This window comes from Streptomyces sp. NPDC093598 (assembly GCF_044764825.1).
GTDB lineage: Bacteria > Actinomycetota > Actinomycetes > Streptomycetales > Streptomycetaceae > Streptomyces.
The window spans coordinates 13,412-39,553 of the sequence record NZ_JBIWIV010000005.1 but is presented as its reverse complement, the minus strand read 5'-3'; the positions used below and the strand labels follow the sequence as shown (position 1 = coordinate 39,553).

At 71.0% G+C, this 26,142-nt stretch carries 27 protein-coding genes; 11 read left to right on the top strand and 16 right to left on the bottom strand.

Annotated features, from left to right (window positions below; all coding sequences use genetic code 11):
- Positions 1-158: 158 nt before the first annotated feature.
- Both ACIRDU_RS18795 and ACIRDU_RS18790 read right to left on the bottom strand, forming a co-directional pair.
- Entirely contained in the window at positions 159-332 is a 174-nt protein-coding gene (locus tag ACIRDU_RS18795) for a CsbD family protein (protein ID WP_104782404.1), read from the bottom strand.
- 100 nt (positions 333-432) lie between these two features.
- Complete coding sequence (locus ACIRDU_RS18790; RefSeq protein ID WP_403580744.1) at positions 433-2,106, bottom strand: hypothetical protein; 1,674 nt, start codon at positions 2,104-2,106, stop codon at positions 433-435.
- Positions 2,107-2,473: 367 nt separating this feature from the next.
- Between ACIRDU_RS18790 and ACIRDU_RS18785 the strand changes: the two genes are divergently transcribed.
- On the top strand, positions 2,474-3,853 hold the full coding sequence (locus ACIRDU_RS18785) for a GH1 family beta-glucosidase (protein WP_403580741.1): 1,380 nt from the start codon (positions 2,474-2,476) through the stop codon (positions 3,851-3,853).
- A 9-nt stretch (positions 3,854-3,862) separates the two neighbouring features.
- On the opposite strand, the gene ACIRDU_RS18780 is transcribed toward ACIRDU_RS18785, so the two are convergent.
- The gene (locus tag ACIRDU_RS18780) at positions 3,863-4,246 is read right to left on the bottom strand and encodes a hypothetical protein (RefSeq protein WP_403580738.1); all 384 of its coding nucleotides are present in this window, start codon (positions 4,244-4,246) and stop codon (positions 3,863-3,865) included.
- 209 nt (positions 4,247-4,455) lie between these two features.
- On the opposite strand from ACIRDU_RS18780, the gene ACIRDU_RS18775 reads away from it, so the two are divergent.
- Positions 4,456-5,283 (top strand): SAM-dependent methyltransferase, encoded by an 828-nt coding sequence (locus ACIRDU_RS18775; protein WP_403580736.1) that lies wholly within the window; start codon positions 4,456-4,458, stop codon positions 5,281-5,283.
- A gap of 54 nt (positions 5,284-5,337) precedes the next feature.
- Here ACIRDU_RS18775 and ACIRDU_RS18770 read toward each other — a convergent pair whose 3' ends face one another.
- Both ACIRDU_RS18770 and ACIRDU_RS18765 read right to left on the bottom strand, forming a co-directional pair.
- A complete protein-coding gene (locus ACIRDU_RS18770) occupies positions 5,338-6,252 on the bottom strand; it encodes a helix-turn-helix domain-containing protein (RefSeq protein ID WP_403580734.1) in 915 nt (304 codons plus the stop codon).
- A gap of 152 nt (positions 6,253-6,404) precedes the next feature.
- A complete protein-coding gene (locus tag ACIRDU_RS18765) occupies positions 6,405-6,635 on the bottom strand; it encodes a DUF397 domain-containing protein (protein WP_248502536.1) in 231 nt (76 codons plus the stop codon).
- A gap of 230 nt (positions 6,636-6,865) precedes the next feature.
- On the opposite strand from ACIRDU_RS18765, the gene ACIRDU_RS18760 reads away from it, so the two are divergent.
- The 6 genes from ACIRDU_RS18760 to ACIRDU_RS18735 all read left to right on the top strand — a co-directional run bounded on the left by ACIRDU_RS18760 (position 6,866) and on the right by ACIRDU_RS18735 (position 14,098).
- Complete coding sequence (locus ACIRDU_RS18760; protein WP_403580731.1) at positions 6,866-7,459, top strand: ATP-binding protein; 594 nt, start codon at positions 6,866-6,868, stop codon at positions 7,457-7,459.
- Between the two features lie 28 nt (positions 7,460-7,487).
- A complete protein-coding gene (locus tag ACIRDU_RS18755) occupies positions 7,488-8,033 on the top strand; it encodes a hypothetical protein (RefSeq protein ID WP_403580728.1) in 546 nt (181 codons plus the stop codon).
- 130 nt (positions 8,034-8,163) lie between these two features.
- Positions 8,164-10,899: a SpoIIE family protein phosphatase gene (locus tag ACIRDU_RS18750; RefSeq protein ID WP_403580726.1), complete on the top strand. Its 2,736-nt coding sequence runs from the start codon at positions 8,164-8,166 to the stop codon at positions 10,897-10,899.
- 128 nt (positions 10,900-11,027) lie between these two features.
- Positions 11,028-12,392, top strand: coding sequence for an FAD-dependent oxidoreductase (locus tag ACIRDU_RS18745; protein WP_403580723.1), 1,365 nt, complete (start codon positions 11,028-11,030; stop codon positions 12,390-12,392).
- Between the two features lie 142 nt (positions 12,393-12,534).
- Complete coding sequence (locus ACIRDU_RS18740) at positions 12,535-13,029, top strand: lamin tail domain-containing protein (protein ID WP_403580721.1); 495 nt, start codon at positions 12,535-12,537, stop codon at positions 13,027-13,029.
- A gap of 94 nt (positions 13,030-13,123) precedes the next feature.
- Positions 13,124-14,098, top strand: coding sequence for an alpha/beta fold hydrolase (locus ACIRDU_RS18735; RefSeq protein WP_403580718.1), 975 nt, complete (start codon positions 13,124-13,126; stop codon positions 14,096-14,098).
- A gap of 173 nt (positions 14,099-14,271) precedes the next feature.
- On the opposite strand, the gene ACIRDU_RS18730 is transcribed toward ACIRDU_RS18735, so the two are convergent.
- The 6 genes from ACIRDU_RS18730 to sigJ all read right to left on the bottom strand — a co-directional run bounded on the left by ACIRDU_RS18730 (position 14,272) and on the right by sigJ (position 19,228).
- Positions 14,272-15,786, bottom strand: coding sequence for an FAD-dependent monooxygenase (locus tag ACIRDU_RS18730; protein ID WP_403580716.1), 1,515 nt, complete (start codon positions 15,784-15,786; stop codon positions 14,272-14,274).
- A gap of 108 nt (positions 15,787-15,894) precedes the next feature.
- Positions 15,895-16,269: a hypothetical protein gene (locus tag ACIRDU_RS18725; protein ID WP_031110827.1), complete on the bottom strand. Its 375-nt coding sequence runs from the start codon at positions 16,267-16,269 to the stop codon at positions 15,895-15,897.
- A gap of 60 nt (positions 16,270-16,329) precedes the next feature.
- Positions 16,330-16,851 (bottom strand): roadblock/LC7 domain-containing protein, encoded by a 522-nt coding sequence (locus tag ACIRDU_RS18720; RefSeq protein ID WP_403580713.1) that lies wholly within the window; start codon positions 16,849-16,851, stop codon positions 16,330-16,332.
- A 38-nt stretch (positions 16,852-16,889) separates the two neighbouring features.
- Positions 16,890-17,720 carry a hypothetical protein gene (locus ACIRDU_RS18715; RefSeq protein WP_403580710.1) on the bottom strand — a complete coding sequence of 277 codons (831 nt, stop codon included), beginning with the start codon at positions 17,718-17,720 and terminating at the stop codon, positions 16,890-16,892.
- On the bottom strand, positions 17,717-18,145 hold the full coding sequence (locus ACIRDU_RS18710; protein WP_403580708.1) for a hypothetical protein: 429 nt from the start codon (positions 18,143-18,145) through the stop codon (positions 17,717-17,719). Before ACIRDU_RS18710 ends, ACIRDU_RS18715 begins: the two co-directional genes overlap by 4 nt.
- A 165-nt stretch (positions 18,146-18,310) precedes the next feature.
- Complete coding sequence (gene sigJ / locus ACIRDU_RS18705; protein ID WP_403580705.1) at positions 18,311-19,228, bottom strand: RNA polymerase sigma factor SigJ; 918 nt, start codon at positions 19,226-19,228, stop codon at positions 18,311-18,313.
- 103 nt (positions 19,229-19,331) lie between these two features.
- Here sigJ and ACIRDU_RS18700 point away from each other — a divergent pair, with 103 nt between their 5' ends.
- A complete protein-coding gene (locus ACIRDU_RS18700; protein ID WP_403580702.1) occupies positions 19,332-19,706 on the top strand; it encodes a hypothetical protein in 375 nt (124 codons plus the stop codon).
- Between the two features lie 50 nt (positions 19,707-19,756).
- Here ACIRDU_RS18700 and ACIRDU_RS18695 read toward each other — a convergent pair whose 3' ends face one another.
- From ACIRDU_RS18695 to ACIRDU_RS18675, 5 genes are all read right to left on the bottom strand, one after another.
- Positions 19,757-20,536 carry a DUF2382 domain-containing protein gene (locus ACIRDU_RS18695; protein ID WP_403580699.1) on the bottom strand — a complete coding sequence of 260 codons (780 nt, stop codon included), beginning with the start codon at positions 20,534-20,536 and terminating at the stop codon, positions 19,757-19,759.
- 62 nt (positions 20,537-20,598) lie between these two features.
- Positions 20,599-21,066 carry an SPW repeat protein gene (locus ACIRDU_RS18690; RefSeq protein ID WP_403580696.1) on the bottom strand — a complete coding sequence of 156 codons (468 nt, stop codon included), beginning with the start codon at positions 21,064-21,066 and terminating at the stop codon, positions 20,599-20,601.
- Positions 21,067-21,122: 56 nt separating this feature from the next.
- Complete coding sequence (locus tag ACIRDU_RS18685; RefSeq protein WP_403580693.1) at positions 21,123-21,794, bottom strand: DUF3618 domain-containing protein; 672 nt, start codon at positions 21,792-21,794, stop codon at positions 21,123-21,125.
- A complete protein-coding gene (locus ACIRDU_RS18680) occupies positions 21,770-22,135 on the bottom strand; it encodes a phage holin family protein (protein WP_403580691.1) in 366 nt (121 codons plus the stop codon). Before ACIRDU_RS18680 ends, ACIRDU_RS18685 begins: the two co-directional genes overlap by 25 nt.
- Positions 22,136-22,205: 70 nt before the next feature.
- Entirely contained in the window at positions 22,206-22,826 is a 621-nt protein-coding gene (locus ACIRDU_RS18675; protein ID WP_403580688.1) for a hypothetical protein, read from the bottom strand.
- A gap of 565 nt (positions 22,827-23,391) precedes the next feature.
- Here ACIRDU_RS18675 and ACIRDU_RS18670 point away from each other — a divergent pair.
- Positions 23,392-25,275: an ATP-binding cassette domain-containing protein gene (locus tag ACIRDU_RS18670; RefSeq protein ID WP_403581243.1), complete on the top strand. Its 1,884-nt coding sequence runs from the start codon at positions 23,392-23,394 to the stop codon at positions 25,273-25,275.
- Between the two features lie 105 nt (positions 25,276-25,380).
- Complete coding sequence (locus tag ACIRDU_RS18665; RefSeq protein WP_403580686.1) at positions 25,381-26,037, top strand: acetoacetate decarboxylase family protein; 657 nt, start codon at positions 25,381-25,383, stop codon at positions 26,035-26,037.
- Positions 26,038-26,142: the final 105 nt, after the last annotated feature.

Below are 26,142 nucleotides of genomic sequence, written 5' to 3'. Positions count from 1 at the left end.
AAAACAATCCTCCCACCATTTTTTATTTCGCCCCCAAACCAACCCCCCGGGGGGGGGGGCGGGGGGCCCCCCCCCCCCCCGGCCGCCCGCCCCCGGGGGGGGGGGGGCCCCCCCCCCCGGGGCCCCCCCCCCCGCCACGTGAGTCAGTGCTTCGGTCTTCAGTGCTTGAAGACGTCCTTGGTCTTCTCCTTGGCCTGCCGGGCGTCACCCTTCGACTGCTCCGCCTTGCCCTCGGCCGTCAGGCGCTCGTTGCCCACCGCACGGCCGATCGTCTCCTTGGCCTTGCCCTTGGCCTGCTCGGCCTTGGCCTTGCCCTTCTGCTCTCCAGCCACGGTTCGTTCACTCCAAGTCGTGTCCGACTACGGGGTCACGGCACGAGTGACCGTAGAGCGGCAGCTCAAACGTCCCTCACCTCCGATCCCGGCCCGCGGGTCAGTGGCAGCAACCGTCGGCAGCCGGGGTGACGTCCAGACGACAGAAACAGGACGCCTGGATCGGTACGTCGGCCAGCGCGGTCGCCGTCTTGAGCTGGTGGGCCACCAGGGCCGCCTCACCGGTCTTGCCGGTGCGCAGCAGGCACTCGTGGAAGCCGTGCAGGGCCCAGACGTTGCCGGGGTGCTGGAGGGGGCGGGGCAGGGTGTCGTCCAGGCCGAGGTCGGCACGGTAGACGGCCTCGGCCTCCGCCACCCGGCCCTGCTCCAGCAGCAGCGCTCCGTAGGCGTGGCGGGTGGGCTGCATCCAGCCCCACGGCTCGTCGTAGGGGAGGTTGTCGTCCAGCTCGATGGAGCGCTCCAGGGCGGCGAAGGCGAGGTCGAGGTTGCCCCTGCGGTATTCGAGTTCACCGTCCAGCATGGCCGCGGCGATGGCGAGGATGTCGTGGCACGTGTTGTTGAACAGCATCCGCGTCTCGGGCACCCGGCTCACCGCCTCGCGGAAGAGCTCGCGTTCGGCTGCCGCCCGGTCGACCTCGCCGGTGGCGGAGAGGGCGACGCCGCGGGCGTAGTGCCGCATGGCGACGGTCGCCGCGTACAGCTCCGGGTCGGCGGGCGCGGGGAGCTCGAGGATGTCGGCCCAGCGGCCGAAGCGGATCAGGACGTGGACGCGCATGGCCAGGAAGGCCTCGAGCCAGTCGGCCATCGGTGGGCTCGGCACGCGGAGCAGGTCTTCCGGGATGGCGGCTTCCAGCCGGGCGGCGGTGTCGAGGGCGACCTGCCCCTGCCCGAGGAACATGGCACCGTAGATCTTGAAGTGATAGTTGTGCGCCCGGTAGAGGGTGTAGAAGTTCATCGCGCCGGCCTGCCGGTGGTACTTCTCGTCGGCGGCGATCGCGTCGCTGTTGGCCGCGACGACCTGGCGGTAGTCGCCGCACAGGACGTCCAGGTGTGAGGGCATGTGGAGCAGGTGCCCGGCGTCGGGCACGAGGCCGCGCAGCCGGTCCGCGACGGTGAGGGCCTGCTCCGGCGCCGGGGACATCTCCATCAGGTGGATGTACAGGTGCAGGACCCCGGGATGCCGCACGCCGGCATCGGTGGCGAGGGCGCTTTCCAGCACGGCCCTGGCCTCGGTGGTCCGAGCGCCCTCGGCCGGCTCCCCCGTCCTCAGATCCCACAGCTGCCAAGGGGTGAGGTTCATCGCGGCGTCGGCGTGGAGGGTGGCGATGTCCGGGTCGTCGGGGGCCAGGTCGTAGACCACGCGCATCGCGTCCGCGTAGGGCTCGTTCCACACCGAGCAGTCCTCGACGGCCTCCGACTGCGGATAGCGGGCCCGCAGTGCGCCGATGAGGGCTTGTTCGACCGGGGTGGCGCGCGCGGCTTTCGCATGGGCCCTTTCCACGGCGCTGTGGGTGCGCTCGACGGTCCGCACCAGTTCCTCGCCGTCGAAGAATTCCCAGGGCTTGTTGTAGTTCGGGCCGAGCGCGTAGGCGATGCCCCAATACGCCATCGCACACTCCGGATCAGCCTCGGCCGCCTTTTCGAAGCAGGTGACGGCTTCCTCGTGGTGGAAGGCGTACGTCCAGACCAGACCGCGGTCGAACCAGAGTTGAGCATCGGCGGAGGACGTGGTGACGGGACGGCTGTGCGTGCCGAGATCGTAGTAGTCGCCCATGAGTTTCTCCTGGGAAAGCGGCCGGGGCCGTGAGAATAGCGGTTGTGGACACGCCCTCGACTTCGATCAATTCTCGTATTTCCAGATTAGCGGCTCGGATAGCGTGACCCGTCGACTATCGGCTCGACGCTCCGAAATGGCAGTTTCTGTGGGCCGTGCGGACGTGGGTCCTGCACGGCACGGGCGATCCGGGGGTCCGGCGGTTCGAACCGCGCAGCCCGCCGGCTCGCTCGCGTTCAGCGTGGAGCCCGTCGCCCGGCTCCAGGTGTGGTCCGGGACACGACGACGCCGTGCTCACAGCACACGCGGCCGCCGACCCTGGCGGATTCCCCCTGGTTCGAGGGCCGGCACCGGGCATGGTTGCGTCATGACCGACTTCCCGATTTTCCCGCCCGGCTTCGTGTTCGGGGCCGCGACCGCCTCGTACCAGATCGAAGGGGCGGTGCACGAGGACGGGCGTGGGCCGTCCATCTGGGACACCTACAGCCACACCCCGGGGCTGGTGGCGAACGGCGACACCGGTGATGTCGCCTGTGACCACTACCACCGGTATCCGCAGGACGTGGCCCTGCTGCGCGAGCTGGGCGTGACCTCCTACCGGTTCTCGATCGCCTGGCCCCGGATCGTGCCGGACGGGTCCGGCCCCGTGAACGTCAAGGGGCTGGACTTCTACTCGCGGCTGGTCGACGAGCTGCTCGCGGCAGGGCTGGAACCCGCCGCCACGCTCTATCACTGGGACCTTCCGCAGGCCCTGGAAGACGACGGCGGCTGGCGGGTACGGGACACCGCCGAGCGGTTCGGTGAGTACGCGGCCGTCCTCGCCGGGCACCTGGGCGACCGGGTGCCGCGCTGGATCACGCTCAACGAGCCGTGGTGCAGTGCCTTCCTCGGCTACTCCGTCGGCCGGCACGCCCCGGGCGCCCGCGAGGGCCGCGGCGCACTGGCCGCCGCCCACCACCTCCTGATCGGGCACGGCCTGGCCGTACAGGCACTGCGGGCGGCCGGGGTGCGCGAGGTGGGCATCACCCTCAACCTCGACCACCACCTCCCCGCGACCGGCTCCCCGGCCGACCGGGCCGCCGTCACCCGCGCGGACACGCTGCACAACCTGGTGTGGACCGAGCCGATCCTCGCGGGCCGCTACCCGGCTGCCGAGGAGGAGACCTGGGGCGAGCTGATCGGCGGCCAGGACTTCCGGCGGGACGGTGACCTGGAGCTGGTCTCCCAGCCCCTGGACTTCCTGGGCATCAACTACTACCGGCCGATCGTCGTGGCCGACGCCCCGTTCCGCGAGAGCGACCCGGCGCGGCGCGTCGCGACCGACAACCGGTACGAGGAGGTGCCCATGCCCGACGTACGGCGCACGGCCATGGGCTGGGCCGTGGCACCCCACACCTTCACCGACCTGCTCGTGGCCCTCAGGGAGCGGTACGCCGATGCCCTGCCACCCGTCCACATCACCGAGAACGGCTCCGCGGAGGACGACGAGGTGAGTCCCGACGGGGCCGTCCACGACCGTGACCGGGTCGCCTATCTGCGCGACCATCTTTTCGCACTGCGGGCCGCGATGGACGCCGGCGTGGACGTGCGCGGCTACTACGTGTGGTCACTCCTCGACAATTTCGAGTGGGCCTTCGGCTACGACAAGCGCTTCGGGATCGTCCGCGTCGACTACGCCACGCAGCGGCGGACGCCGAAGGACAGTTACCACTGGTACCGGGCCATGATCGCCGCGCAGCGCTCATGACGGACCGGGTCAGACGCTGGTCAGGAGCCGCGGCGCCAGGACTCTGATCATGGGTGTTGGTCCAGCGGAGCTGCCCGAGCGTCTGCGGATGGCAGTCGGTGACCAGGGCCAGAGCCGCTCGTCCCGGGTGGCCTGTGCCGCCTGGGCGCGCAGCCCGGTCTCGGGGCGCCGGCCGAGGGCTTCCGAGGCCTTTTCCCGGAGGGCGGCGAGCGCCCCGGGTGACGGCTTGCCGCGTGGGCCGGACAGGTCGAGGCCGTGATCGCGGCCCGTGTCGGCGAGACGGGTGGCGTGTTCGCGGGACCAGCGGGCGATGTCGAGGGCGACATGGTGGAACTCGTGGTCGGTGCGGTGCCGTGCGGCGGCGGCCGGCAGCCGGGCTCGTACGGCGTGCACGAGCCCCAGACGTCCGTGATCCGCCCGGTCGCCGGTGACACAAGTGTGTGAACGGGTGCATAACACGCAGGGGGCGGCGCGGGCGACGATCATCTTGTCGTTCGATCGTGGGCACCTTCGCCAGTGGGCTGGCATCCCCCAACTCCCGCTCCCTAGGATGTACTTCCTGTCCAGCCAGTCCGTTGGCGCGGCACCTTGCAGGGGGAACGATGCACTCCGAGAAGCAGCTGTCCACCGAGATCGACGCGAACGTGCCGACGGCAGCGCGCATGTACGACCACTACCTGGGCGGCAAGGACAATTACGCGGCCGACCGTGCCGCGTGCGAGGAACTCGACAAGGTCGTCCCCAGCACACGCCGCCTGGCCCTCAACAACCGGCGCTTCCTCCAGCGGGTCGTGAAGATCCTCTCCGAGGACTACGGCATCCGGCAGTACCTGGACCACGGGTCCGGCCTGCCGACGCAGGACAACGTGCACCAGGTCGCCCAGCGCATCGACCCCACGACCCACGTGGTCTACGTCGACAACGACCCGATGGTGCTGGTCCACGGCCGTGCGCTGCTGGAGCAGGACGAGCGGACGACCGTCATCCACGCGGACCTGCGCCAGACCGACCAGATCTTCGGCCACGCCGACACCCAGCGGCTGATCGACTTCTCCGAGCCTGTGTGCGTGCTGTTCAACTCGGTGTTCCACTGCATCCCGGACAGCGACACCGACGGACCGCTGGCGGTGGCCCGGCGCGTGCGGGAGCGGCTCGCGCCCGGCAGCTTCATGGTGATGTGCCAGCTGGTCAGCGAGGACCCGGAGGTCCGTGACTTCGTCACGAACTTCATGGACCAGGCGACCCAGGGCCACTGGGGCCGCGTGCGGGAACCGAAGGACGTGGAGACGTACTTCGAGGGCCTGGAGATCCTGGAGCCGGGGCTCGTGGAGGTGTCGACCTGGCGTCCGGACACCGAGGTGGCGCCTCGTCAGCTCACCCACGAATGGATCGAGTTCGGCGGTGTCGGGCGGATTCCCCTGGAGAAGTGACCGCGGGGGTGCCTCGTGCGGCACGGACGTCGTCCCGCACGGGGCGTCCGTGCGTCAGGGGTAGCGCTGCTCCATGGTCTGCCGCAGCAGCTCCAGCGAGTCACGTGGCTTGAGCGCCTCGTCCGCGAGCCGGTCCAGCGCGATCCGGTACTCCTCCGTCTCGTCGCGGTCCTCGAGGAAGTTCGCGCTCTTGATGTGCTCCAGGTAGACCACGTCGGGAAGATCGAGGCCGCCGAAGCGGAGATACGTGACCGGGATGGCCGGTGCCGAGGCGTTGGTGACGCTCAGCGGCACGATCTGCACCGTCACGTTGGAGCGTTCGGCCATCTCGGCCAGGTGCGCCAGCTGTTCCCGCATCACGTCGGTGCTGCCCAGAACGCGCAGCAGCACGGACTCGTCGATGATCGCCCACAGCTGAGGGGCGTCCACCCGCGACAGCAACCGGGCGCGGTGCCTGCGCAGTTCGACGCGCCGCTCCACCTCGCCGGCCGGCGCGTTCGGCAGACCGCGCTCCACCACGGCCCTGGTGTAGGCGGGTGTCTGCAACAGGCCGGGCACGTACTGGATCTCGAAGGTGCGGATGGTGGCGGCGGCCTCCTGAAGCCCCACCAGCCGGTCGAACCACTCGGGCATCAGCCGCTTGTCGTACCGCTGCCACCAGCCCGGCTCTCCGGCGCGCTGCAACAGCTTGAGCAGCACCGAGGCTTCGTACCCGTCGGTGCCGTACAGCTCCAGCAGCGCCCGGACATCGTTCTCCGTGGGCGGGCGGCGTCCCTTGCCCGACTCGATGCGGGACAACTTCGCGGCACTGAACCCGACAGCGCGCGCCGCCTGGTCCTGGGCGAGCCCGGCGTCCTCACGGAAGCCGGCGAGCTGTACACCGACCAGCATCTTCAGCAGAGTCGGCGCCGGCTCGGGCCTGTCCAGGTAGGGTTCCAGACGGGAGATGCGATGCGACGCGGCGGACATCCTGACTCCCAGCAGACCGGCACAAGGGCGACTTACACTATCGCACTTCACCGGGTCTTCACGCATCCGCCCGCAGCGCCCGCGCAGAAGTGGGGAGTTGCACTCCGCTTCTCCCTGAAGGCATCACATCGCGGGTGAGACGACTCCGCTCCTCAGAGCAGGTGGTCGAACTCGCCGTCCTTCGCGCCGGCCAGGAAGGCCGCCACCTCAGCCGACGTGTAGACGAGAGCGGGTCCGTCGGGGTCACGGGAGTTGCGCATGGCGATCCCGCCGTCGACGAGGGGGGCGACTTCCACGCAGTTGCCCTCGGCGTTGCTGTGCCGGCTCTTGATCCAGCAGGCGCTCAACGAGCTTGCCTGCACTCCGTTCTGCACTGGTGGCACCGCAGTCTCCTTGCTGTTCTCGTTCCCCGCCGCGCACGGTGTGCCCGGCCGTTCGGCCGAGCGCGGCCGCGTCCCTTCGACCGCACTCGTCCCGGCTTGCGTACCCACCACGGCTTGTTTTTCACGCAATTTCTCGTGCAATTGCACGCGGGCGCCTTCAGCGTGGATAATAGCTGCGGCGTCAACCCCCGGGCCGACGCCGCGTCCTGACGTCGCATCGGGGAGATGCCGTGTCATCACCTGCGCAGCACGTGCTCCGGCCGCCGAGTGGGGCTGCGGCACTCGCAGGCACACCCGCGGCGGCCCACGCGTTCCCAGCCGGCCCGCACGCGGTCACGCCGTGCGGGGCCCCGCCCTCGGTGCCGAAGACGTTGCCGCAGTTCTCGGGTGCCCTGTCCGCCTCTGCCGCCCTGCGGATCGAGTGCAGCCGGCAGGGGTTCGCCCGGGCCCGGACCTTCACCCGGGAGACACTGCACGGCTGGTCGCTCGACCACCGCTGCGACGACACGACCCTTGTCATCACCGAGCTCGCCGCCAACGCCGCGACGCACGCGGCGCCGGGGGCCCTCGGTGCTGCGGGTATGCCGGAGATCCGGCTGGGTTTCCTTCTGGACCCGGCCCACCTGCTGGTCACCGTCTCCGACCTCGACGACCGTCCGCCCGTGTACGCGCCGACCGGCGCGGACCTGGAGGAGCACGGCCGGGGCCTGTGCATCGTCGACGCCCTGTCCGAGGAGTGGGGGTGGTCCCCCAGCCCTCCGGCGGGCAAGACGGTCTGGGCCAGGATGTCGACCCGCCCGTCCACGCCCTGTCCACCCATCTGACACGACTGCCGCGGAAAGGCCCCTCGCCATGCGCAGCGCTTCGACGGAACATCCGAGCAGCGAGCGCCCACAGCGCCCCGACGCCCCGGCCGGAGTGGCCCGGAACACGTGGCTCACGGCACTGGACCGCGTGCCGTGGGGCGAGATCCAGGACTCCACCGGCTCGGCGGCGGCCATTCCCCTGCTGCTCAAGGGCATCGCCGGGGGTGATGCCGACACCGCCCGCTCCGCGCTCGACGACTTGAGGAAACGGATCTGCCAGTTCGGTTTCGTCGTGGAGCAGGCGACCGCTGCCACGGTTCCCTTCCTGTGGGAACTGGCGAAACTGCCGCAGGTGACCTGCCGGGCCCAGATCATCCAGTTGCTCAAGAACATCGCCGAGGCCCGGCAGTGGGAGAGCACCGCCGCCGTCTATCCGAAGCTGCTGAACCATCGGGAGAACCCGGTGGTGTGGGAGCGTGCCGCGCGCCAGGCGGTGCGGGCCCGGCGCGGCGAGCTCGGCGGGCTGATGGCGGACGAGGACGGCGAGATCGCCCGGGCCACGACCGAGCTGGCCCGCTCGCTGGGCGCCTGAGAACGTCGTAGATTTTCCCGTGGGGCAGGGAGCCCGTGCACGCCCGGAGACGTGACGAAACGGTGAGGACCCCCTGCCACCATGGGTGATGCCCCTCGCCTCCCGGGGCCCGGCAGTGTAGACATGGCACATGGTCCGACTCTTGGGTCGATCCGGGACTCGATCGCCCCTGCGGCCCGGCGCTGCGCCGTCCGCACGGCAGCGGCGGGAGGCGGGCCCGCCGCGGTGGCAACCGGCGGCGGGGCTGCGGTCGGTGCTGGGCGGACGCAGTGTCGCCGGACAGGTGTTCCTGCTGGTCGTGGTGATCGTGCTGCTGCTGGTCGTGGCAGCCGTGGTGGCGCTGGTGCTGCAGGTGCGGCACGACACGACGCAGGAGGCCCGCAACCGTTCGCTCGCCGTCGCGGAGACCTTCGCCAACGCGCCGGGCACCATCGAGGCGCTGGAGAGCCCCGATCCCACGGCCGTGCTCCAGCCGCGCGCCGAGGCCGCCCGTGAGCGGTCGAAGGTCGACTTCATCGTCGTCATGAACACCGACGGGATCCGCTACACCCATCCCAAGACGGACCGGATCGGGAAGCAGTTCGTCGGGACGATCGCGCCGGCGCTGGCCGGGGAGTCGTTCACCGAGGAGATCGAAGGCACCATCGGCCAGCTCGTCCAGGCCGTGGTGCCGGTGAAGAACCCGGACGGCCGGGTCGTGGGGCTGGTCTCGGCGGGGATCACGACGAAGAACGTCGGCGGCACCGCCGACCGCCAGCTGCCGCTCGTGCTGTCCGCCGCCGCGGCGGCGCTCGCCCTGGCGACAGCGGGTGCCGCGCTGGTGAGCCGGCGGCTGCTGCGTCAGACCCATGGGCTCGGGCCGCACGAGATGACCCGGATGTACGAACACCATGACGCCGTGCTGCACGCCGTACGGGAGGGCGTGCTCATCGTCGACGACGGGGGCACCCTGCTGCTCGCCAACGACGAGGCGCACCGGCTGCTCGGGCTGCCCGCCGACGCCGAGGGCCGGCACGTCCTCAGCCTGGGTCTCGACCCCGGCACCGCCGACCTGCTGGCCTCCGGCCGGGTCGCCACGGACGAGGTGCACCGGGTCGGCGACCGGCTCCTCGCCGTCAACCAGCGGACCACGGACCGTGCGGGCGTGCCGCCCGGCAGCGTGGCCACCCTGCGCGACTCCACGGAGCTGAGGGCCCTGTCCGGGCGGGCCGAGACCGCGCGGGAGCGGCTCAACATGCTGTACGACGCCGGAGTGGCGATCGGGACCAGCCTGGACGTGACCCGTACGGCCGAGGAACTCACGGAGCTGGCCGTGCCCCGGTTCGCCGACTTCGTCACCGTGGACCTGTTCGACGCGGTGCTGGGCGGCGGGCAGCCGAACGCGGTCGCCGCGCTCAGCCGGACGGCGGTGAGCGGTATCCGCAAGGACGCGCCGCTCTACCCGGTGGGCGAGCGGATCAGATTCGTCGACTCCTCACCCCAGGGCCGCAGCCTCGCCACGGGCGGCCCCGTCCTGGAGCCCCGGCTGAGCAAGGCCACGGGCTGGCAGGCGCAGGATCTCGAGCGCTCCGCACAGATCGTCGAGTACGGCATCCACTCCCTGATCACCGTGCCGCTGCGGGCCGGCACCCTGGTGCTCGGGGTGGTCAGCTTCTGGCGCTACGAGAAGCCGGAGCCCTTCGACACGGACGAGCTGGCCCTGGCCGAAGAGCTCGTGGCGCGGGCCGCCGTCTCCATCGACAACGCGCGCCGCTATACCCGCGAGCACAGCATGGCGGTGACGCTCCAGCGCAGCCTGCTCCCCCGCAACCTGCCGGAGCAGGGCGCCCTGGAGATCGCCTACCGCTATCTGCCCGCGCAGGCCGGGGTGGGCGGTGACTGGTTCGACGTGCTGCCGCTGTCGGGGACCAGGGTCGCGCTGGTGGTCGGAGACGTCGTCGGCCACGGGCTGCACGCCGCGGCCACGATGGGGCGGTTGCGCACGGCGGTGCACAATTTCTCCGCGCTCGATCTGCCGCCCGAGGAACTCATCGCACTGCTGGACGAGTTGGTCGGCCGTATCGACCAGGATGAGACGCAGGAGGAGGGCAGTGCCCCGGTCACCGGCGCGACCTGTCTGTACGCCGTCTACGACCCGGTCTCCCGGCGCTGCACCGTCGCGCGGGCCGGGCATCCCCCGCCGGCGCTGATCCACCCGGACGGCAGTGTGGAGTTCCCCGACGTGCCCGCCGGCCCCCCGCTCGGTCTCGGTGGTCTGCCGTTCGAGACGGCGGAGCTGGAGCTGGCGGAGGGCAGCCGGCTCGTCCTCTACACCGACGGGCTGGTCGAGGACCGGGAGCGGGACATCGACGTCGGGCTGGAGATGCTGCGCGAGGCGCTGGGCCGGGCCGGGCAGTCCCCGGAGGACACGTGCCGGGTCGTGCTGGACTCGCAGCTCACGGCCCGTTCCAGCGACGACATCGCGCTGATCGTCGCGCGCACCCGGGCACTCGCGGCCGACCAGGTCGCCGAGTGGCCGGTGCCGGCCGACCCGGCGGCCGTGGGCGAGGTGCGGGCGGCGGTCGGCCGGCAGCTGTCCGAGTGGGGCCTGGACGAGCTGACGTTCAGTACGGAGCTGATCCTGAGCGAGCTGGTCACCAACGCGCTCCGGTACGGCGGGGGCCCCATGCACGCCCGGGTGCTGCGCGACCGCAATCTGATCTGCGAGGTGTTCGACAGCAGCAGCACCTCGCCGCGCCTGCGGTACGCGACGTTGACGGACGAGGGCGGGCGCGGTCTGTTCCTCGTCGCGCAGCTCGCGGAGCGCTGGGGGACGCGTTATCTGCCCGCGGGGAAGGTGATCTGGGCGGAGCAGCCCCTGCCATAAGCGCTACCGTGGGCTCCCCATAAAGTAGCCTTATGAGCTCATAGACCGGACCCCCGTACCGACTTAGGCTTGCCTTAGTTTAGGCTTCCCGTCGAGATCGCTTGTCGCCGCTCGAAGGGAACCTGACCATGCCCCGCCCCCTGCGGGTAGCCATCGTCGGATCCGGCCCCGCCGGGATCTACGCCGCCGACGCCCTGCTCAAGTCCGAGGTGGCCGCCGAACCCGGCGTTTCCATCGACATCTTCGAGCGCATGCCGGCGCCGTTCGGACTGATCCGTTACGGCGTCGCCCCCGACCACCCGCGGATCAAGGGCATCATCACGGCCCTGCATCAGGTGCTCGACAAACCGCAGATCCGGCTCTTCGGCAACGTCGACTACGGCACCGACATCGGCCTGGACGACCTGCGGGCGTTCTACGACGGCGTGATCTTCGCCACCGGCGCGATGGCCGACCGGGCGCTCTCGCTGCCGGGCATCGACCTCGACGGCTCGTACGGCGCCGCGGACTTCGTGTCCTGGTACGACGGCCACCCGGACGTGCCGCGCACCTGGCCGCTGGAGGCGGAGAAGGTCGCCGTTCTCGGCGTCGGCAACGTGGCGCTCGACGTCGCCCGCGTGCTGGCCAAGACGGCGGACGAGCTCCTGCCGACGGAGATCCCCGGCAACGTGTACGAGGGTCTGAAGGCCAACCGGGCCAAGGAGATCCACGTGTTCGGCCGCCGCGGCCCGGCCCAGGCGAAGTTCAGCCCGATGGAGCTGCGGGAGCTGGACCACTCCCCCACCATCGAGGTCATCGTCGACCCCGAGGACATCGACTACGACGAGGGCTCGATCGCCACCCGGCGCGGCAACAAGCAGGCCGACATGGTGGCGAAGACCCTGGAGAACTGGGCGATCCGCGACACCGGCGACCGGCCCCACAAGCTCTTCCTGCACTTCTTCGAGTCGCCGGTCGAGATCCTCGGTGAGGACGGCAAGGTTGTCGGTCTGCGCACCGAGCGCACGGAGCTGGACGGCACCGGCAACGTCAAGGGCACCGGCACCTTCCACACCTGGGACGTCGGCGCCGTCTACCGCGCGGTGGGCTACCTGTCCGACAAACTCCCCAAGCTGCCGTGGGACATCGACTCCGGCACCGTCCCGGACGAGGGCGGCCGGGTCATGCAGGAGTCGGGCGAGCACCTGCAGTCCACGTACGTCACCGGCTGGATCCGGCGTGGCCCCATCGGCCTCATCGGGCACACCAAGGGCGACGCCAACGAGACGGTCGCGAATCTGCTGGCCGACTACGCGGACGGTCGGCTGCACACGCCCGCCACCCCCGCTCCCGAGGCGGTCGACGCGTTTCTCGCCGAGCGCGACGTCCGCTTCACCACCTGGGACGGCTGGTACAAGCTGGACGCCGCGGAGAAGGCTCTGGGCGAGCCCGAGGGCCGCGAGCGCGTGAAGATCGTCGAGCGCGAGGACATGCTGCGGGCCAGCGGCGCCTGACGTCCTCCACCCCGCGGGGCGGGTCCGGTGGCAATGTCACCGGACCCGCCCTTCTGCGTACTTGAAGCGTGTACGATCCGGATGCTTCACCGAACCATCACATCGCCTTCATCTGAAGGCCATGCAGGGGGGACGAACGTCCATGCGTATACGCCTTGTCGCCACCACGGCCCTCGCCGCCGGGGCCCTGACCGCTCTGTCGGCGGTTCCGGCCCAGGCCGCCGAGTACAACTCCGCGCTGAAGATCCGGGGCATCCAGTACGACGCTCCCGGCAGCGACTCGAACCGCTGCTCGGGCGGGAACACCGACGAGGAGTACCTGACCATCAAGAACTACTCGCGCTCCACGACGGTGAACCTCAAGGGGTACGTCGTGAAGGACGCCGCGGGGAACAAGTTCACCTTCACCGCGAGCCACACCCTTCAGCCGGGTGACTACGTGAAGCTGCGCGGCGGCAACGGGGCCGACTCCGACACCAAGAACGTCGTCTACCGCGACAACTGCAACTTCATGTGGAACAACGACAAGGACACGATCTACGTGTACAAGCCGTCCGGCAGCCGTGCCGACGTGCACTCGTACACCAAGCGCGGCTCCGACGCCGACGGCAACGGGTACATCACGTACCACGGCTGAGCCTGTTGCCGGACCGGCAACAGGCTTCGCGTGCGGCGCGGCGGGCGCTGGATGATCGGTGGACCGAGCGCCCCTCCGGATCGCGGGAGGATCCATGCCACAGACGTCCGCCGCCGACCGCACGCATCGCCTTGTGTCCACACCAGCCGGCCGCACCCACCTCGTGGAGCAGGGTGCCGGACCGCTCGTGCTCCTGCTTCACGGATTCCCCGAGTGCTGGTACGCCTGGCGCCACCAGCTGCCGGCTCTGGCCGCGGCCGGCTATCGCGCGGTCGCCGTGGACGTACGCGGCTACGGACGCTCGTCACGGCCCCCGGAGGCGGACGCATACCGGATGCTGGAGCTGGTGGAGGACAACGTCGCCGTGGTGGAGGCCTTGGGCGAGCCGTCCGCCGTGCTCGTCGGGCACGACTGGGGCGCGACCATCGCGGCGACCTCCGCGCTGGTCCGGCCGGAAACCTTCCGCGCGGTGGGGATGCTGAGCGTGCCGTACACCCCGCCGGGCGGGCCCAGACCGAGTGAGGTCTTCGCGCGGATGGGGGGTGACGAGGAGTTCTACGTCTCCTACTTCCAGGAGCCGGGCCGGGCCGAGGCGGAGATCGAGCCCGACGTGCGCGGCTGGCTCGCGGGCTTCTACGCGGCCCTGTCGGCGGACACGCTGCCCGAGGCCGACCCCCATTTCGTGGCCCGCGGCGGTCGGATGTGCGACCGGTTCCCCGTCGGCCGACTGCCGGAGTGGCTGAGTGAGGCGGACCTCGACGTCTACGCCGCGGAGTTCGAGCGCACCGGACTGACCGGGGCGCTGAACCGCTACCGGAACATGGACCGCGACTGGCAGGACCTGGCGGACTTCGCCGGTGCCCCTGTCACCCAGCCGTCGCTGTTCATCGGAGGCGGCCTGGACGCGTCCACGACCTGGCTGGCCGACGCGATCGAGGCGTACCCGACCACGCTGCCCGGGCTGAGGGCCTCGCACGTTCTGGACGGCTGCGGTCACTTCGTTCAGCAGGAGCGTCCAGCCGACACCAACCGGCTCCTGCTCGAGTGGCTCGCCGGCCTCTCCTCCTAGGGGGTGTCCGCAAAGTCCCGCCTGCCCCGCGACGCCCGGCACGCACTCTCGCCGCACCGGGCGAACACCCGAGTACAACCAGTACGCGGGTGCCCGCCCGGCACGCCGAGAGCACGCACCGAACGCCGCGGGGCCCGCCCTCCGGGCGAACGACGCGACTTTGCGGACACCCCCTAGGGGGCCGGCAGCCAGCGGTCGAGGTAGGTGCGCAGGCCCGTGAGGTCCGTGCCGCGTGCCAGGTGAGCCACGTATCCGTCGGGCCGTACGAGGGCGTGGGTGACGCCGGGCCATGGGCTCCGCGCACCCAGGTGGTGCACGCTCACCAAGCCGTGCCGTTCGCCCAGCGGCGGGTCCTGGGGCCAGAGGTGGGCGGGGCCGGTGAGCAGGAGGTGGTAGCCCGGTCCGGCGATGCGTCGCTGGAGTCCGGCAGGGGTGTCGGGCAGCCGGTCTCCCGCGCGTGGGCCGCTGCGCGGCCGGATCGGTCCGGTGACGGAGGCGGGGCCCCGGCGGTAGTGGACGGCGAGTTCGGAGACCGTGCGGAACAGGCGTGCCCGGGCGCCGGTCGTGCGCAGGAGCAGAGGGGCCACATGCGGGGCGAGACGGGTCCGTGCCAGCCGCAGGGCCGGGTGGCTGCTCGTACCGACGGTGAACGCGCGGTCGGTGAGGCGGCGTACGCCGTGCCCGACCGGGGCGCGCTCCGCCTCGTACGTGTCCAGCAACTCCCCGGGTGCGGCGCCGCGGCAGACGTGGGCGAGTTTCCAGCCCAGATTGAGCGCGTCCTGGATGCCGGTGTTCATGCCCTGGCCCCCGGCCGGGCTGTGGATGTGCGCCGCGTCGCCGGCGAGGAAGAACGGGCCCTTGCGGTAGTGGGTGGCGCCGCGGTTGTGGATCCGGAAACTCGTCATCCAGACCGGATCGCGCAGGAAGAGCTTGTCGGGCGTCCAGTCGTCGGCGATCCGCTGGAGGAGGTCCAGGGTCACCTCGCCACCGGGGGCGCCCGGCGGGTGCATCGCGATCATCCGCCAGGTGGCCGGGGTGCCGAGCGGGAAGAAGAACAGCAGGCCCGCCTCGGTCATGTACGTGTGCGCGGCACCCGGCTCCAGTCCGTCGGCCTCCAGATCCGCCAGCAGGAACGTCTGCGGATAGGCGTAGCCCTCGAAGGCGATCCCAGCCTGGACGCGCACGGTGCTGTGTGCGCCGTCACAACCGACGACATAGCGGGCGCGTACGGTCTCCTCGCTCCCGTCCCGGCCTCGTAGACGGCAGATGGCGTGGTCGCCCTGCGGTTCGGCGCTCAGCAGCTCCGTGCCCCGTTCCACCGTCACGTCCCGTTCGGCCAGTCGGGCGCTCAGAGTGGCCTCCGTCTCCGACTGCGGCAGGAAGAGCAGGAACGGATACGGCGTGTCGTCGCAGCCGACGTCGAACACCGGCACGTGCAGCACCCGTCGGGGCAGATGCAGGTGCAACCGGACCGTCGTACTGCCCCGGTCGACGAGATCGTCCGCCACGCCGAACGCGGACAGCATCTCCAGGGTCCGGGGCTGGATCGCCGGGGCGCGTGACTCCCGGGCGCGGTCCAGTGAGCGGTCCACGACCCGGAACGGGGTTTCGCAGGCGCGCAGTTGGGTCGCGAGTGCGAGCCCGGTGGGGCCCGCGCCCACCACGAGCACGTCCAGAGGTGCCGTCATGGCACCCACCGTAGACGCGGCCGGCTGCGCGCATGCCGTCGCCGCGCGACATGGAGGGGGCCCTCCGCGACGTGTCCGTGGCGGAGGGCTCCCGTCCGGTACAGCCGGTCAGACCTCCAGGTCGGCTTCGATGCGGCGCAGCTGGTGGCGGGCCATCGCGAGGTTGGCCCTGCTCCCGTCGAGCACGAGGTAGAGGAAGAGTCCGCTGCCTCCGCGCCCCTTGAGGAGGCGGATGAGGTGGTACTGGGTGTTCAGGGTGATCAGGATGTCCTCGATCTCCTCCTTCAGCCCCAGATGCTCCATGGTGCGCAGCTTGGACCGCACGACGTCGGTGTTGCCCGCGGCGGCGACTTCCAGGTTGAAGTCCTTGGTGCCGCCGAGGGTGCCGAGGGCCATGCCGCTGGTGTAGTCGACGAGTGCGGCGGCCGTCGCTCCGTCGATGGAGCTCAGGCATTCCTTCAGCGCGGTCTCCGTGTTGGCCATGCGCTCGGTTCCTTTCCTTCGGTCTTCTACTACGTGGGTGGGTCGGGCGGTTCGGACGGCTCAGATGCCGGTCTGCGGGCGCGGCTGGTGTGGGGGCCGCTGAGGGGTGCGTACCGGGAGGGTGCCGATGGGGCGGTCCGTGGCCGGGGGCACCGTGGCGAGGTGCTCTTCGGGCGCCGGCCGGTCGGCGTGGCGGCCGGTGCCCGGGCCCACACGCGTGGTCACCAGGTCGGCGATCCGGGCGCCGCTGCGTCGGCCTTCGAGGTGGAGGCGGCCGACGTTGACGCGGTCCTCGGCGAGAAGGGTGAGGACCGCGGTCGTTCCGGCGGCGTAGGTCGACACGTAGCCTCCGGAGCCCCGCACCAGCAGTTCGCGGAAGTCGCCGCGGGCGGCGGCGTCGGTCATGCGGTAGGCGACTCCGAGGGCGGCGGCGGTGAGCGCCGCGAGCCCCTCCGGCTCGGTGTCCGGCACGTCGTGGGCGAGGACGAGTCCGTCGACGGTGGCCGCGAGGGAGCCCGTCAGCAGGGGTATGCGGGTGCGGAGCCGACGCAGTTCGTCCAGGACGTCGGTCTCGACGGCCATGAGCAGTCTCCTTTCGGCACGCTGCCTTCGCGCGCGGATCACAGTGCCTCCAAGGCGTGCAGGAGCCGTCGCAGCAGCGCGGTGTCGGGCTCGTCCGGTGCCGCGGGACGAGGGGCGGAGCCCGGCCCGGCGGACACGGTGGCGGGGGCGGACGCTGGGCCTGGGGCTGACGAGGGGGCGGGAACCAGGGCCGGTGCGGGGGCCACCAGCCCGGCTGCGGCGAGGCGGCGGAGTTCGACGAGGGTGTGGAAGGTACGGCAGGCGAGGGCCGTGGCGATCTGGGCGGCGGTGCGGACACCGTCGACCTGGGCCAGCGTCCGGCCGCGGCGGGCCGGCAGGTCGGCGGCGTCCGGTCCGGGCACCCGGGCGAGAGGCGCGCGGTCGACGGCGGGCTCGGGCCATATGCGGTGCAGCAGTTCGCGGCGGCGTCTGGACTCGCGCAGGACGGTGTCCACCGGTACGGATCGGACCGCGCCGAGCCAGTGTGCGGCTCCGGGGCGGAACCGGAGGGCCGGTCCGTCGTGGGCGAGGACGAAATACGCCGCGTCGAAGAGGGCGCCCAGATGGCACAGTTCGAGCGCGCCGGCGGCGAGGTGGCCGCTGTCCACCAGCTGCCGTCCGACACGGCAGCGGCGGCCGGCCCGGTCGATCGCCTCCCACCAGCCGTCCGGGGCGAGCGCGCCGCTGTGGGTGAGCAGGTCGCCCAGGTCGGGTGTGACGGCGGATTCGACGTGGACGATGTGTCCCGCCGCGAGGTAGACGATCCCCGACTCGGTGGACAGGGCGCCGGTCGCGCCCTGCTCGGCAAGGGTGCCGAGCAGGGCCGAGGCGGGTTCGTCCGAGCGCAGCGTCCGTGTTGACGTGGTCATCCCAGCACCAGCCGGTCCGCCATCTCGGCCAGCCGGATACGGGCCAGGGCCAGGTTCCCTTCGCCGCGGTCGAGCCATAAGTGCACGAACACGGTGCTGTCGAAGGTCGTGGTGACGAACCTGAGCAGGTGGTACGAGTCGGCGCTGGTGATGATCAGGTCCTGGACGGGGGGTTCCTTGCCGGACGACCCACCCGGGTCGCCCTCGGGCAGTCCACCCGAGTCTCCACCGGTGAGGGCGAGGGTGCCGCTCTCGGTGGCGAGGCGGGCGAGTTCGGCGGTTTCCGCAGCCGTCGCCTCCACGTCGCCACCGGGTGCGTCCCCCACCGCGCCCAGCGCAAGACCACTGATCCAGTCGACCACCGACGCCCCTCGAGCACCTGGCAGCCGCATGGCCTCCAGCAGACTCTCGTCGATTCCGGGCACGCCGAATCCCCTCCCCCTGCACGGCCGTTCCCGCGAACGTGAGCACGACACTACGGAACGTGCTCGGCACAGGTGAACGCTTTGGCATTTTCCAAATGAATGTGCAGGGAAGCGGGCGGAGGCGAGCGGGTCAGAACGGAAGCGAGCAGGAAACGTCGCGAATCGCTATCCCGCCCGCGCCCACGGCCGGAGTTTCTCCGGGTTGCGGACCGCCCAGATGCGGGTGACGCGTCCGCCGGAGACCTCGAACGCGGCCACGGTCATGACGACGCCGGCGCGCTGGGCCACCAGGCCGGGCACACCGCTGACCGACCGCTCCACGAGTTCGAGCCCCGGAGCCTTGTCGGCGATGGCGATCATGTACTGGGCGATGCGCGCACCGCCCTCGATCGGGCGCAGGACCGTACCGACCATGCCGCCTCCGTCGGCGGTCATCACGGCGGCCGGGTCGAGGAGACCGACGAGGGCTGCGATGTCCTTGCTCTCCCATGCCTCCTTGACATGCCTCACGACGTCCGCCCGGCCGGTCGCCGTCACCTCAGGGGGCGCGACGCTCACCCGCCGCCGGGCCGAAGCGGCAAGCTGCTTGCAGGCCGCGGGCGTTCGGCCGAGAACGGCGGCGATCTCGGCGAACGGGTACCGGAAGACGTCGTGCAGGACGAACGCCACCCGCTCGGCGGGCGTCATCGACTCCAGGACGACCAGGAAGGCCACGGTCACCGACTCGTCCAGCACGATCTGGTCGGCGGGGTCGGCAAGGCCGGTGGGGCCGGCGCCGCCCCCGTGGCCCCATTCGGTGCGGTCGGGCAGCGGCTCGGGCAGCCACGCGCCGACATAGCGTTCACGGCGGACCCGGGCCGAGCCGAGCAGGTCCAGGCAGATGCGACCGGTCACCGTCGTCAGCCAGGCGCCGGGGGAAAGGATCTCCTCCTGGCGGCTTCGCGGCAGGGCGTACCAGCGTGCGTAGGCGTCCTGCACGGCGTCCTCGGCCTCGGTCACCGAACCGAGCAACCGGTAGGCGACATTGATCAGTTGTCGTCGCTCGCCGGCTGCCTCATCCGCCCCGCCCCCCACGGTCCCCATGCTTTCGGCCGCCCCCTCGCCTTACCTTTCGCGGGCCCGTGTCGTCGGACCGGTGAGACCTTATCGATCTACCGCCACGAGGGCGGAAAAAGGGGACTGTGACATGGCCACCGACGTGACGGCGACGGCGAACGCACGGCGCGGCGCGACGTTCCTGCGGAGCACGATCGCCCTGCAGACTCTGACCATCTTCCTTCAGGCGGTCTCCGCCGGACTGCTGCTGACCTCGTCCCACGGAGAGATCGCGCACAGCGTGGGAGCCCGGGTGATGTACGGGGCGTCGATGCTGTACCTGCTCGCGGCGGTTCTGGCCTGGAAGCCGGGCGGTGGCTCGCTCCGGCCCGTCTGGCAGGCGTCCGGTTTCCTCGCCCTCGCCTCGGTCCAGGTCGTACTGGGCATCGCACACGTCCCGTCGGTCCATCTTCCCCTGGGTGTCTTGATGTTCGGCCTGAGCATGCTGGCGCTGGCCCGGCGATGATGCGGGGAGGGAGGACCTCTCGGTCCTCCCTCCCGGGCACCCGCTTGAGATCAGGGGCGGCGTCGCCGGTCTCCTGACTCGTCGGTTCCCTCGGTTTCTATGCGCTCCTTGCGCACCTCGCCGGTGACGGTCTCCTCCTCGGTGACCTCTTCGGTGGTCAGGCGGACCCGCTCCTTCGGCACTGCCCTGGTCTCCACCACGGGCTGTTCCTCGTAGAGGGTGACGTCGTGTTCCGCCTCGGTGATGTCCGGGCCGGTCATGGCCCTGTCCCGGTTGCTGTCGGTGATCGGCTCGCGCTCGACGCGGACCTCTTCGTGGCGTACGGGGACGGTGTACTGCTGCTCCTCGGTGACGACGTACTTGCGCAGCCGCGCCCGGCCGGCTTCCCGGCGTTCGACGCCTACGCGCATTTCCTCCTCGGACCGCGTCATGGCGTTCTCGGCGGTGTCGGCGGAGCCGGGGGCGTCGGTGACCTGGCCGGTGTCGGACGGGGCGTCCTGCCCGGCGGCGTTCCAGTCGATGCCGTAGTGCTGGTACAGGCGCTGCTCCTCCTGTTCGGACAGGTGGCCGCCGGAATCGACGTCGACGTTGGGCGCGTCCTTGACATGGTCCTTGGCGAACGGCACCTCGAGGTGGTCCTCGACGACGGCCGCGTCGTGGATGGGCACGAAGGACTCGCTGGTGCCGAACAGGCCGGTCCGAACGCTGACCCACTCGGGCTCGCCGGTCACGTCGTCGAAGAAGACGTGCCTGGCATCGCCGATCTTGTCGCCCCTGGCGTCATGGACCGGGTGGTCCAGCACGGTGGGGATCTGCTCTCGGGTGATCATGCTGTTTTTCTCCTGGATTTCATATCGTGAGGTCTCGGTCGTGCATGCCGGGTTGGGGGAGATCAGCGGCCGGCTCCGGCGTATCCACCCCCGGACCTGCTCTGTCCGCTCTTCGCGGAGCGCATGGCTCCCGCGCTGGCGGCGAGGGCGAGCAGCACGGCGATCACGCCCGTGATGATGTTGTTGACGACGGTGCGGGTGGTGTCGACATTGCCTGCCACCACCCATGGCGCGACGATCGTCCACAGGCCCAGGGCGCACGCGGCCCAGGCCATGCTGTGCGTGCGGTCGTAGGCACGGCCGAAGCCGCCGCTCATCAGCAGGGCGTAGCCGATGCCCGTGATCAGGTTGGTGACGGCCAGCCGGGTGAAGCCGCCGCCGTTGAATCCGACGATCCACGGGGAGGCGGCGAGGTACAGGCCCGTGAGCAGGGCCAGCGTCTCTATCGTCTGCGCCCGCGAGGTCGTCGTGGCGCGCTCGGCCATCGCGTGGCGCTGGCGCATGTCGAGGATGTCTGGGTGGTTCTCCATGGTCGACCCGGAACTGGGTGACGTCACTGCAATCGCCTCCGGAGACAGTGGGATGTTCAAGGTCGGGGGCTGCGGGTCTGCCCGCGTGCTTCCTCGGCCGTGGTCTGTGCGGACTGACGGGCCTGGTCGGTGACCTGACCGGCTTGCTCCCTGGCCTGTTCCTTGGTGGTGCGGGCTGCTTCCGAAGCGGTGTCCTTGACCTCCTGGGCGGCCTGGCGGCCGGCCTGGGCGGCGTCCTCCTTCAGTTGCTGCGCGGACTCCAGGGCAGCCTGTTTCACCGGCTCGACGGCCTGTCCGGCCCGTTCCGCCGCCTTTTCCTCGGCCTGTGAGGTGGGCAGCAGTGAGGCGGTCAGCAGTCCCGCACCGAAGGCGATCAGGCCGGCCGCCAGAGGGTTGCCCTGCGTCTGCCGCATCGCTTGCTCAGGGGCCTGCCGTGCCGCCTGACCAGCCTGCTCGGCCGCCTGACGAGCGGTGTCCGCGGCCTGGCCGGTGGTGTCCTGCACCGACTGGGCGGCCCGCTGCGTGCGGTCGGCGGTCTGCCCGGTGATCTCCGAAGCACTGCCCATCACGCGCTCCCTGGCCCCGTGGAGCGCGCCGCGGACGCGCCGAGTACGACGCCGTACGATCCGGCGGGGGCGGGCGCGGTCGGCCAGCCGGGAGACGTCCTCGGACAGCCTTTCCCGCGTGTTTTCGATGTCGGCCCTTATCTGGTCGGGTGCCGTGCCCATTGCATGTCCTCCTTCAGCGTCTGCAGGGTCTGCTCCGGCTTCGGCGACACGGTGCGCATCTGCGTTCGACCTCGGCGGTAGAGGATCAGGCCGATCACTGCCCACACGGCGGTGACGATCAGCGCGGCCCATCCCAGATCCATGACGTTGGCCAACGCGAACATCGCCGCCAGGGTCAGAAAGACGGCCACCATGTAGCCGGCGAAACCGGCGCCGCCGAACATTCCGGCGGCCTTGCCCGCCTTGGTGGCCTCTTCCCGGATCTCGGCCTTGGCCAGTTCCGCCTCCTGGTGCAGCAACTGCTGCACGTCCGATGTCACCGTCGACAGCAGCTCCCCCACCGAGCTGTCCTCCTGCCCGCGGTGCTTCGGGGCGTGTCGCTGCGGGGCGTGTGGCATGAGCGACGACATCTCACGCCTCCCCGTAACCCGGCCGCTCCAGCGGCGTCGCGTCCTCGGGCAGGCTCTGCTGCGGGCCGGAGGTGCGTTGCTGCGCCGGCGGTCCGGAGGTGCGTTGCTGCGCCGGCGGTCCGGACCCGTTTGCTTTGCTGCCGGCCTTGGCGAGCCGCCCGACGGCGAACCCGGCCAGTACCGCCCCGCCGAGGAAGGCGCCGGGCCGACGGCGGGCGAAGTCCTGCAAGTCGCCGACCAGCCCTCCGACACCCCGCGAGTCCAGGTAGTCGGCGGCCCGGTGACCGCGGTCGGCCGCCTGTGTCACGAGGCTCTTGGCGGGTGAGTCCGTGTCAGCGCGGTCCGCGAGCCCGGACAGGTCGTCCGCCCACTGCCGCACCACCTGCGCACCGCGTCGCGCCTGGCTCTCGGCCTCCTCGGTGACCCGCGACCGCAGGTCACCGGCCATCGCGCCGGCCTGCGCCCTGGCCTCACCGGTTACGGCTCTGACCTGCTCGGCGGCCGTACCGACGACCTCACTCGCCCCTTCCCTGGCCTGACCGGCCGTGGCCGACGCCTCCTGCTTGGCCGTCTGACCGGCCTGCTGAGCACGCCCGGTGCTCACATTCGCCATATCGCTCATGGGTCCTCTCCCTCAGGCACCGCCCGTGAATCTGCTGTCGTCAAGAACCGGACCGCCCGCGGTGACGGCATACGCCGTCCACGGCCGCGCTCCGGCGCGTCCGGCCGGGTGCCGGGGGCTCGCCGCCGGCCGCTCGTGCACCGGCGTCCGTCCCACACGCACCCTCCTCGATTAACCACACCCGACAGGACAAAACTGCAAAAAGAGGATTTTTCGGACTAGACGGGTGTCTCGACCGTCATGGGGCCGTCGGCCCCTGCGTCCCGAGCCGCACCGCAGGACGCCGCCATGCCGCCGGCCTGCGGAGGTGACGGGGCTACAGATTCAGCCCCGGAGGGCCGCCGGGACCCCCCGTGCCACGGGGCGTTTCGAGCCTCCGCGATTCGGCCAAACCCGCTCCCCCGGGATCGGCCCCAGCAACGGGCCGCCCCGGTCGATCCCTTGTGCGGCAAGGGGCCTGGCACGTCCGGAATCGAGCGCGTTCGATTCGGTCGCCACGTCGTTAGGCCGTGCACCGCCGAGCCGACCGGGCCCGGCACGGACCTCCGGGAGGACCCAGGTGACGATGCCCGACGCCTCGGCCGCTGACGAGACCACTCCGCCCCCTCCCCCACCCGCGACCCTGACGTTCGGTGGGAAGTACGGCAAGAACCCGCTGGCGGACGCCGGTTTCGGTGCGATGTGCCGCCGCCTTCCGTCGGTCCTCGGGCACACCGCGCGGATGGCGTGGGCCGTCGACAGGACCGGCGTCGTCCTGCTCCTCGCGTGCCAGCTCCTCACCGGCATCGCGGCGGCCGTCGTCCTGGCGTTCACCGCGCAGGCCATGACGCACCTCCTCGGCAGCGGCGCTGTTCCCGAACGCCTGCACGGTGCGCTGCCCGCCCTCGTCGTGGTGACGGCAGCCGCGGCCGTCGGCCGGGTCAGCAGCGCCCTGGCCTCCTACGCCGACGGCCGGATCACTCCCCTGCTGACGACGGAAGCGGACATCGCCCTGGTCGCCGCCGTATGCCGGGTGGAGACCTCCGCCTACGGCGAGGACGGCTTCGCGGACCGGCAGGAAGCCGCCGAAGTCGGGGTCACCCGCACCCGGATGATGGTCCAGGACGCCCAGCGGTTCATGTCCGCCCTGATCCGCATGATCGCCGCGAGCGGAGTCATCACGGCACTGCACCCGCTGATGCTGCCCCTGCTGCTCCTTGCCGTCCTGCCGGCCGGGGCCGGAGCCGTCCTGTCCGCGCGCGTCGACTACGAGACCCACTACCTCAACGTCGGCGACCGCAACGTGCGTTCCATGATGCGCTGGTGGGCCACCTACTCCCGATTCGGCGACGAGGTCCGTGCCAACGGCATGACCGGCTATCTCATCTACTGGTACCGGGCCCTGTCCGACCGCATCGACCAGCGCACCCTCACCGCCGCCCCGCGTCTGCTGCGCATCGTGCTGACCACCAGCGCCCTGGGCGGGGTGTTCCTGCTGTGCACCTGGGCCACCCTCGCCTGGCTGGCCGCCGACGGCCGGGTCGCCCTGCCCGTCGCCGCCACGGCCGTCGTCGCCGTGCAGACCACCCTCTCCGCGCTCAGCCAGTTCGTCATCCACGGCGCCGCGATGTTCCATACCTCGCTCTATCTGGCCGACATGCGCGCCTTCCTCGACATGGCCGCCGAACGCGCTCCGCAGCGCGGCGAGTTGACGATCCCGGAACGCGTCGACGAAATCCGCCTCGACGAGGTCGTCCATCGGTACCCGGGCAAGGACGAACCGGCCGTCGCCGGGGTGTCCCTGACTCTCCGCCGGGGCGAGATCCTGGCGATCGTCGGGGAGAACGGCTCGGGCAAGTCCACCCTCGCCAAGCTCATCACCGGCATCCTGCTGGCCGACAAGGGACGCGTGCTGTGGGACGGCGTCGACCTCGCTCAGGCCGATCCCGACGCCGTGTGGAAACGCACCGCGCTCGTGCCGCAGAACTTCGCCTGCTGGCCCCTGCGCGCCCGCGAGAACATCACGCTCGGGCAGCCGAAGACGGTCGACGACGGTCCCGTGTGGGACGTGGTCGACGCCGTCGGCATGCGTGAAGCGATCGAGAAACTGCCCCGGCAACTCGACACCCTTCTCGCCAAGGAGTTGTGGGGCGGCGCCGAACTCTCCGGCGGGCAGTGGCAGCGCCTGGTGTGCGGACGCGCCCTGTACCGCCGGACGCCGCTCCTCATCCTGGACGAGCCGACTTCCCAGATGGACGCCCGCGGCGAACACGCGATCTTCCTCGAGATCAAGAGGATCGCCGCCGAGCGCATGACGATCGTCGTCACCCATCAGCTGGAGAACACCCGCCTCGCCGACCGTGTCCTCGTCATGGACAAGGGCCGGGTCGTCGAGCAGGGGACCTACGAGGACCTCGTCAACGCCGGCGGACTGTTCGCCGAACTCGTCGCACTGGCCAAGGACCGCTGACCCGTACCAGCGGGCCTGTGGCTTCGCGCCGCGGGCCCGCCCCGGCCGTCTCGGGTGGAACAATCGGCCGTACGAGTCCGAGCCGAGGAAGTCGGTCATCACGCCGTGGAACGACCAGCCGCCCCCTTTCCTCCCTCGCCGTGGCACCTCACCGGCGACATGATCGTCTCGCTGTGGCGTGTCCCCCCGGGCGATCTGCCGTCGTGGCCACTGCCGCCCGGGGTCCGCCCCTGGGTCGTGCGACGCCGCGCCACCCTGGCCACCTTCTGGGTCGACTACCGGCCCGGCGGCGCCCTCGCCTACCGCGAATTCCTCATCGCCCTGGCCGTACGCCACGGACACCGCCTTGCCGCCGGCACCGTGGCCGCCTGGGTCGACGACGAACAGTCCCTGGCCGGGGGGCGCGCACTGTGGGGCATCCCGAAGGAACTGGGCACGATCACGTTCCGCGCGGACGGCCGGAACGCCCGGGTGGAACTGACCACCGCCGGCACTCCGCCTGTCCGCCTCACCTACCGGGATGTGCTGCGGCTGCCCTTCCGGCTGCCCGCCCACGGCCATCTGATCCAGCAGTTGTCCGACGGCACGGTGTGCCGCGTCCCCATGCGGATCAGCGGACGACCGGCCCTCGGCCGCAGCCGCGTCACAGCCGCGGGCGAGGCTCCCTTGTCGGTCCTCACCCGGCACCGGCCGCTCCTGACCGTTGCCCTCCGCGACTTCCGCAGCACGGTGGGCGGCTCAGCCCCCTCCGCGGACCACTGAACGCTCCACCTCTGCGCGGCGTCGCCGAGGGCCGTCCAGAGTTGCGTCTTCCCGCTGCCGGGGCTGAGGGCCTGGCCGGTCAGGCGGTTGACGAGGGTCGGCCCA

What these genes read in the sequence shown, in the direction of transcription:
- ACIRDU_RS18790 (WP_403580744.1), bottom strand. Translation starts at nt 2,106, where the DNA reads ATGGGCGACTACTACGATCTCGGCACGCACAGCCGTCCCGTCACCACG.
- ACIRDU_RS18785 (WP_403580741.1), top strand. Translation starts at nt 2,474, where the DNA reads ATGACCGACTTCCCGATTTTCCCGCCCGGCTTCGTGTTCGGGGCCGCG.
- ACIRDU_RS18775 (WP_403580736.1), top strand. Translation starts at nt 4,456, where the DNA reads ATGCACTCCGAGAAGCAGCTGTCCACCGAGATCGACGCGAACGTGCCG.
- ACIRDU_RS18770 (WP_403580734.1), bottom strand. Translation starts at nt 6,252, where the DNA reads ATGTCCGCCGCGTCGCATCGCATCTCCCGTCTGGAACCCTACCTGGAC.
- ACIRDU_RS18755 (WP_403580728.1), top strand. Translation starts at nt 7,488, where the DNA reads ATGCGCAGCGCTTCGACGGAACATCCGAGCAGCGAGCGCCCACAGCGC.
- ACIRDU_RS18750 (WP_403580726.1), top strand. Translation starts at nt 8,164, where the DNA reads ATGGTCCGACTCTTGGGTCGATCCGGGACTCGATCGCCCCTGCGGCCC.
- ACIRDU_RS18745 (WP_403580723.1), top strand. Translation starts at nt 11,028, where the DNA reads ATGCCCCGCCCCCTGCGGGTAGCCATCGTCGGATCCGGCCCCGCCGGG.
- ACIRDU_RS18740 (WP_403580721.1), top strand. Translation starts at nt 12,535, where the DNA reads ATGCGTATACGCCTTGTCGCCACCACGGCCCTCGCCGCCGGGGCCCTG.
- ACIRDU_RS18735 (WP_403580718.1), top strand. Translation starts at nt 13,124, where the DNA reads ATGCCACAGACGTCCGCCGCCGACCGCACGCATCGCCTTGTGTCCACA.
- ACIRDU_RS18730 (WP_403580716.1), bottom strand. Translation starts at nt 15,786, where the DNA reads ATGACGGCACCTCTGGACGTGCTCGTGGTGGGCGCGGGCCCCACCGGG.
- ACIRDU_RS18725 (WP_031110827.1), bottom strand. Translation starts at nt 16,269, where the DNA reads ATGGCCAACACGGAGACCGCGCTGAAGGAATGCCTGAGCTCCATCGAC.
- ACIRDU_RS18720 (WP_403580713.1), bottom strand. Translation starts at nt 16,851, where the DNA reads ATGGCCGTCGAGACCGACGTCCTGGACGAACTGCGTCGGCTCCGCACC.
- ACIRDU_RS18715 (WP_403580710.1), bottom strand. Translation starts at nt 17,720, where the DNA reads ATGACCACGTCAACACGGACGCTGCGCTCGGACGAACCCGCCTCGGCC.
- sigJ (WP_403580705.1), bottom strand. Translation starts at nt 19,228, where the DNA reads ATGGGGACCGTGGGGGGCGGGGCGGATGAGGCAGCCGGCGAGCGACGA.
- ACIRDU_RS18700 (WP_403580702.1), top strand. Translation starts at nt 19,332, where the DNA reads ATGGCCACCGACGTGACGGCGACGGCGAACGCACGGCGCGGCGCGACG.
- ACIRDU_RS18695 (WP_403580699.1), bottom strand. Translation starts at nt 20,536, where the DNA reads ATGATCACCCGAGAGCAGATCCCCACCGTGCTGGACCACCCGGTCCAT.
- ACIRDU_RS18690 (WP_403580696.1), bottom strand. Translation starts at nt 21,066, where the DNA reads ATGGAGAACCACCCAGACATCCTCGACATGCGCCAGCGCCACGCGATG.
- ACIRDU_RS18685 (WP_403580693.1), bottom strand. Translation starts at nt 21,794, where the DNA reads ATGGGCACGGCACCCGACCAGATAAGGGCCGACATCGAAAACACGCGG.
- ACIRDU_RS18675 (WP_403580688.1), bottom strand. Translation starts at nt 22,826, where the DNA reads ATGAGCGATATGGCGAATGTGAGCACCGGGCGTGCTCAGCAGGCCGGT.
- ACIRDU_RS18670 (WP_403581243.1), top strand. Translation starts at nt 23,392, where the DNA reads ATGCCCGACGCCTCGGCCGCTGACGAGACCACTCCGCCCCCTCCCCCA.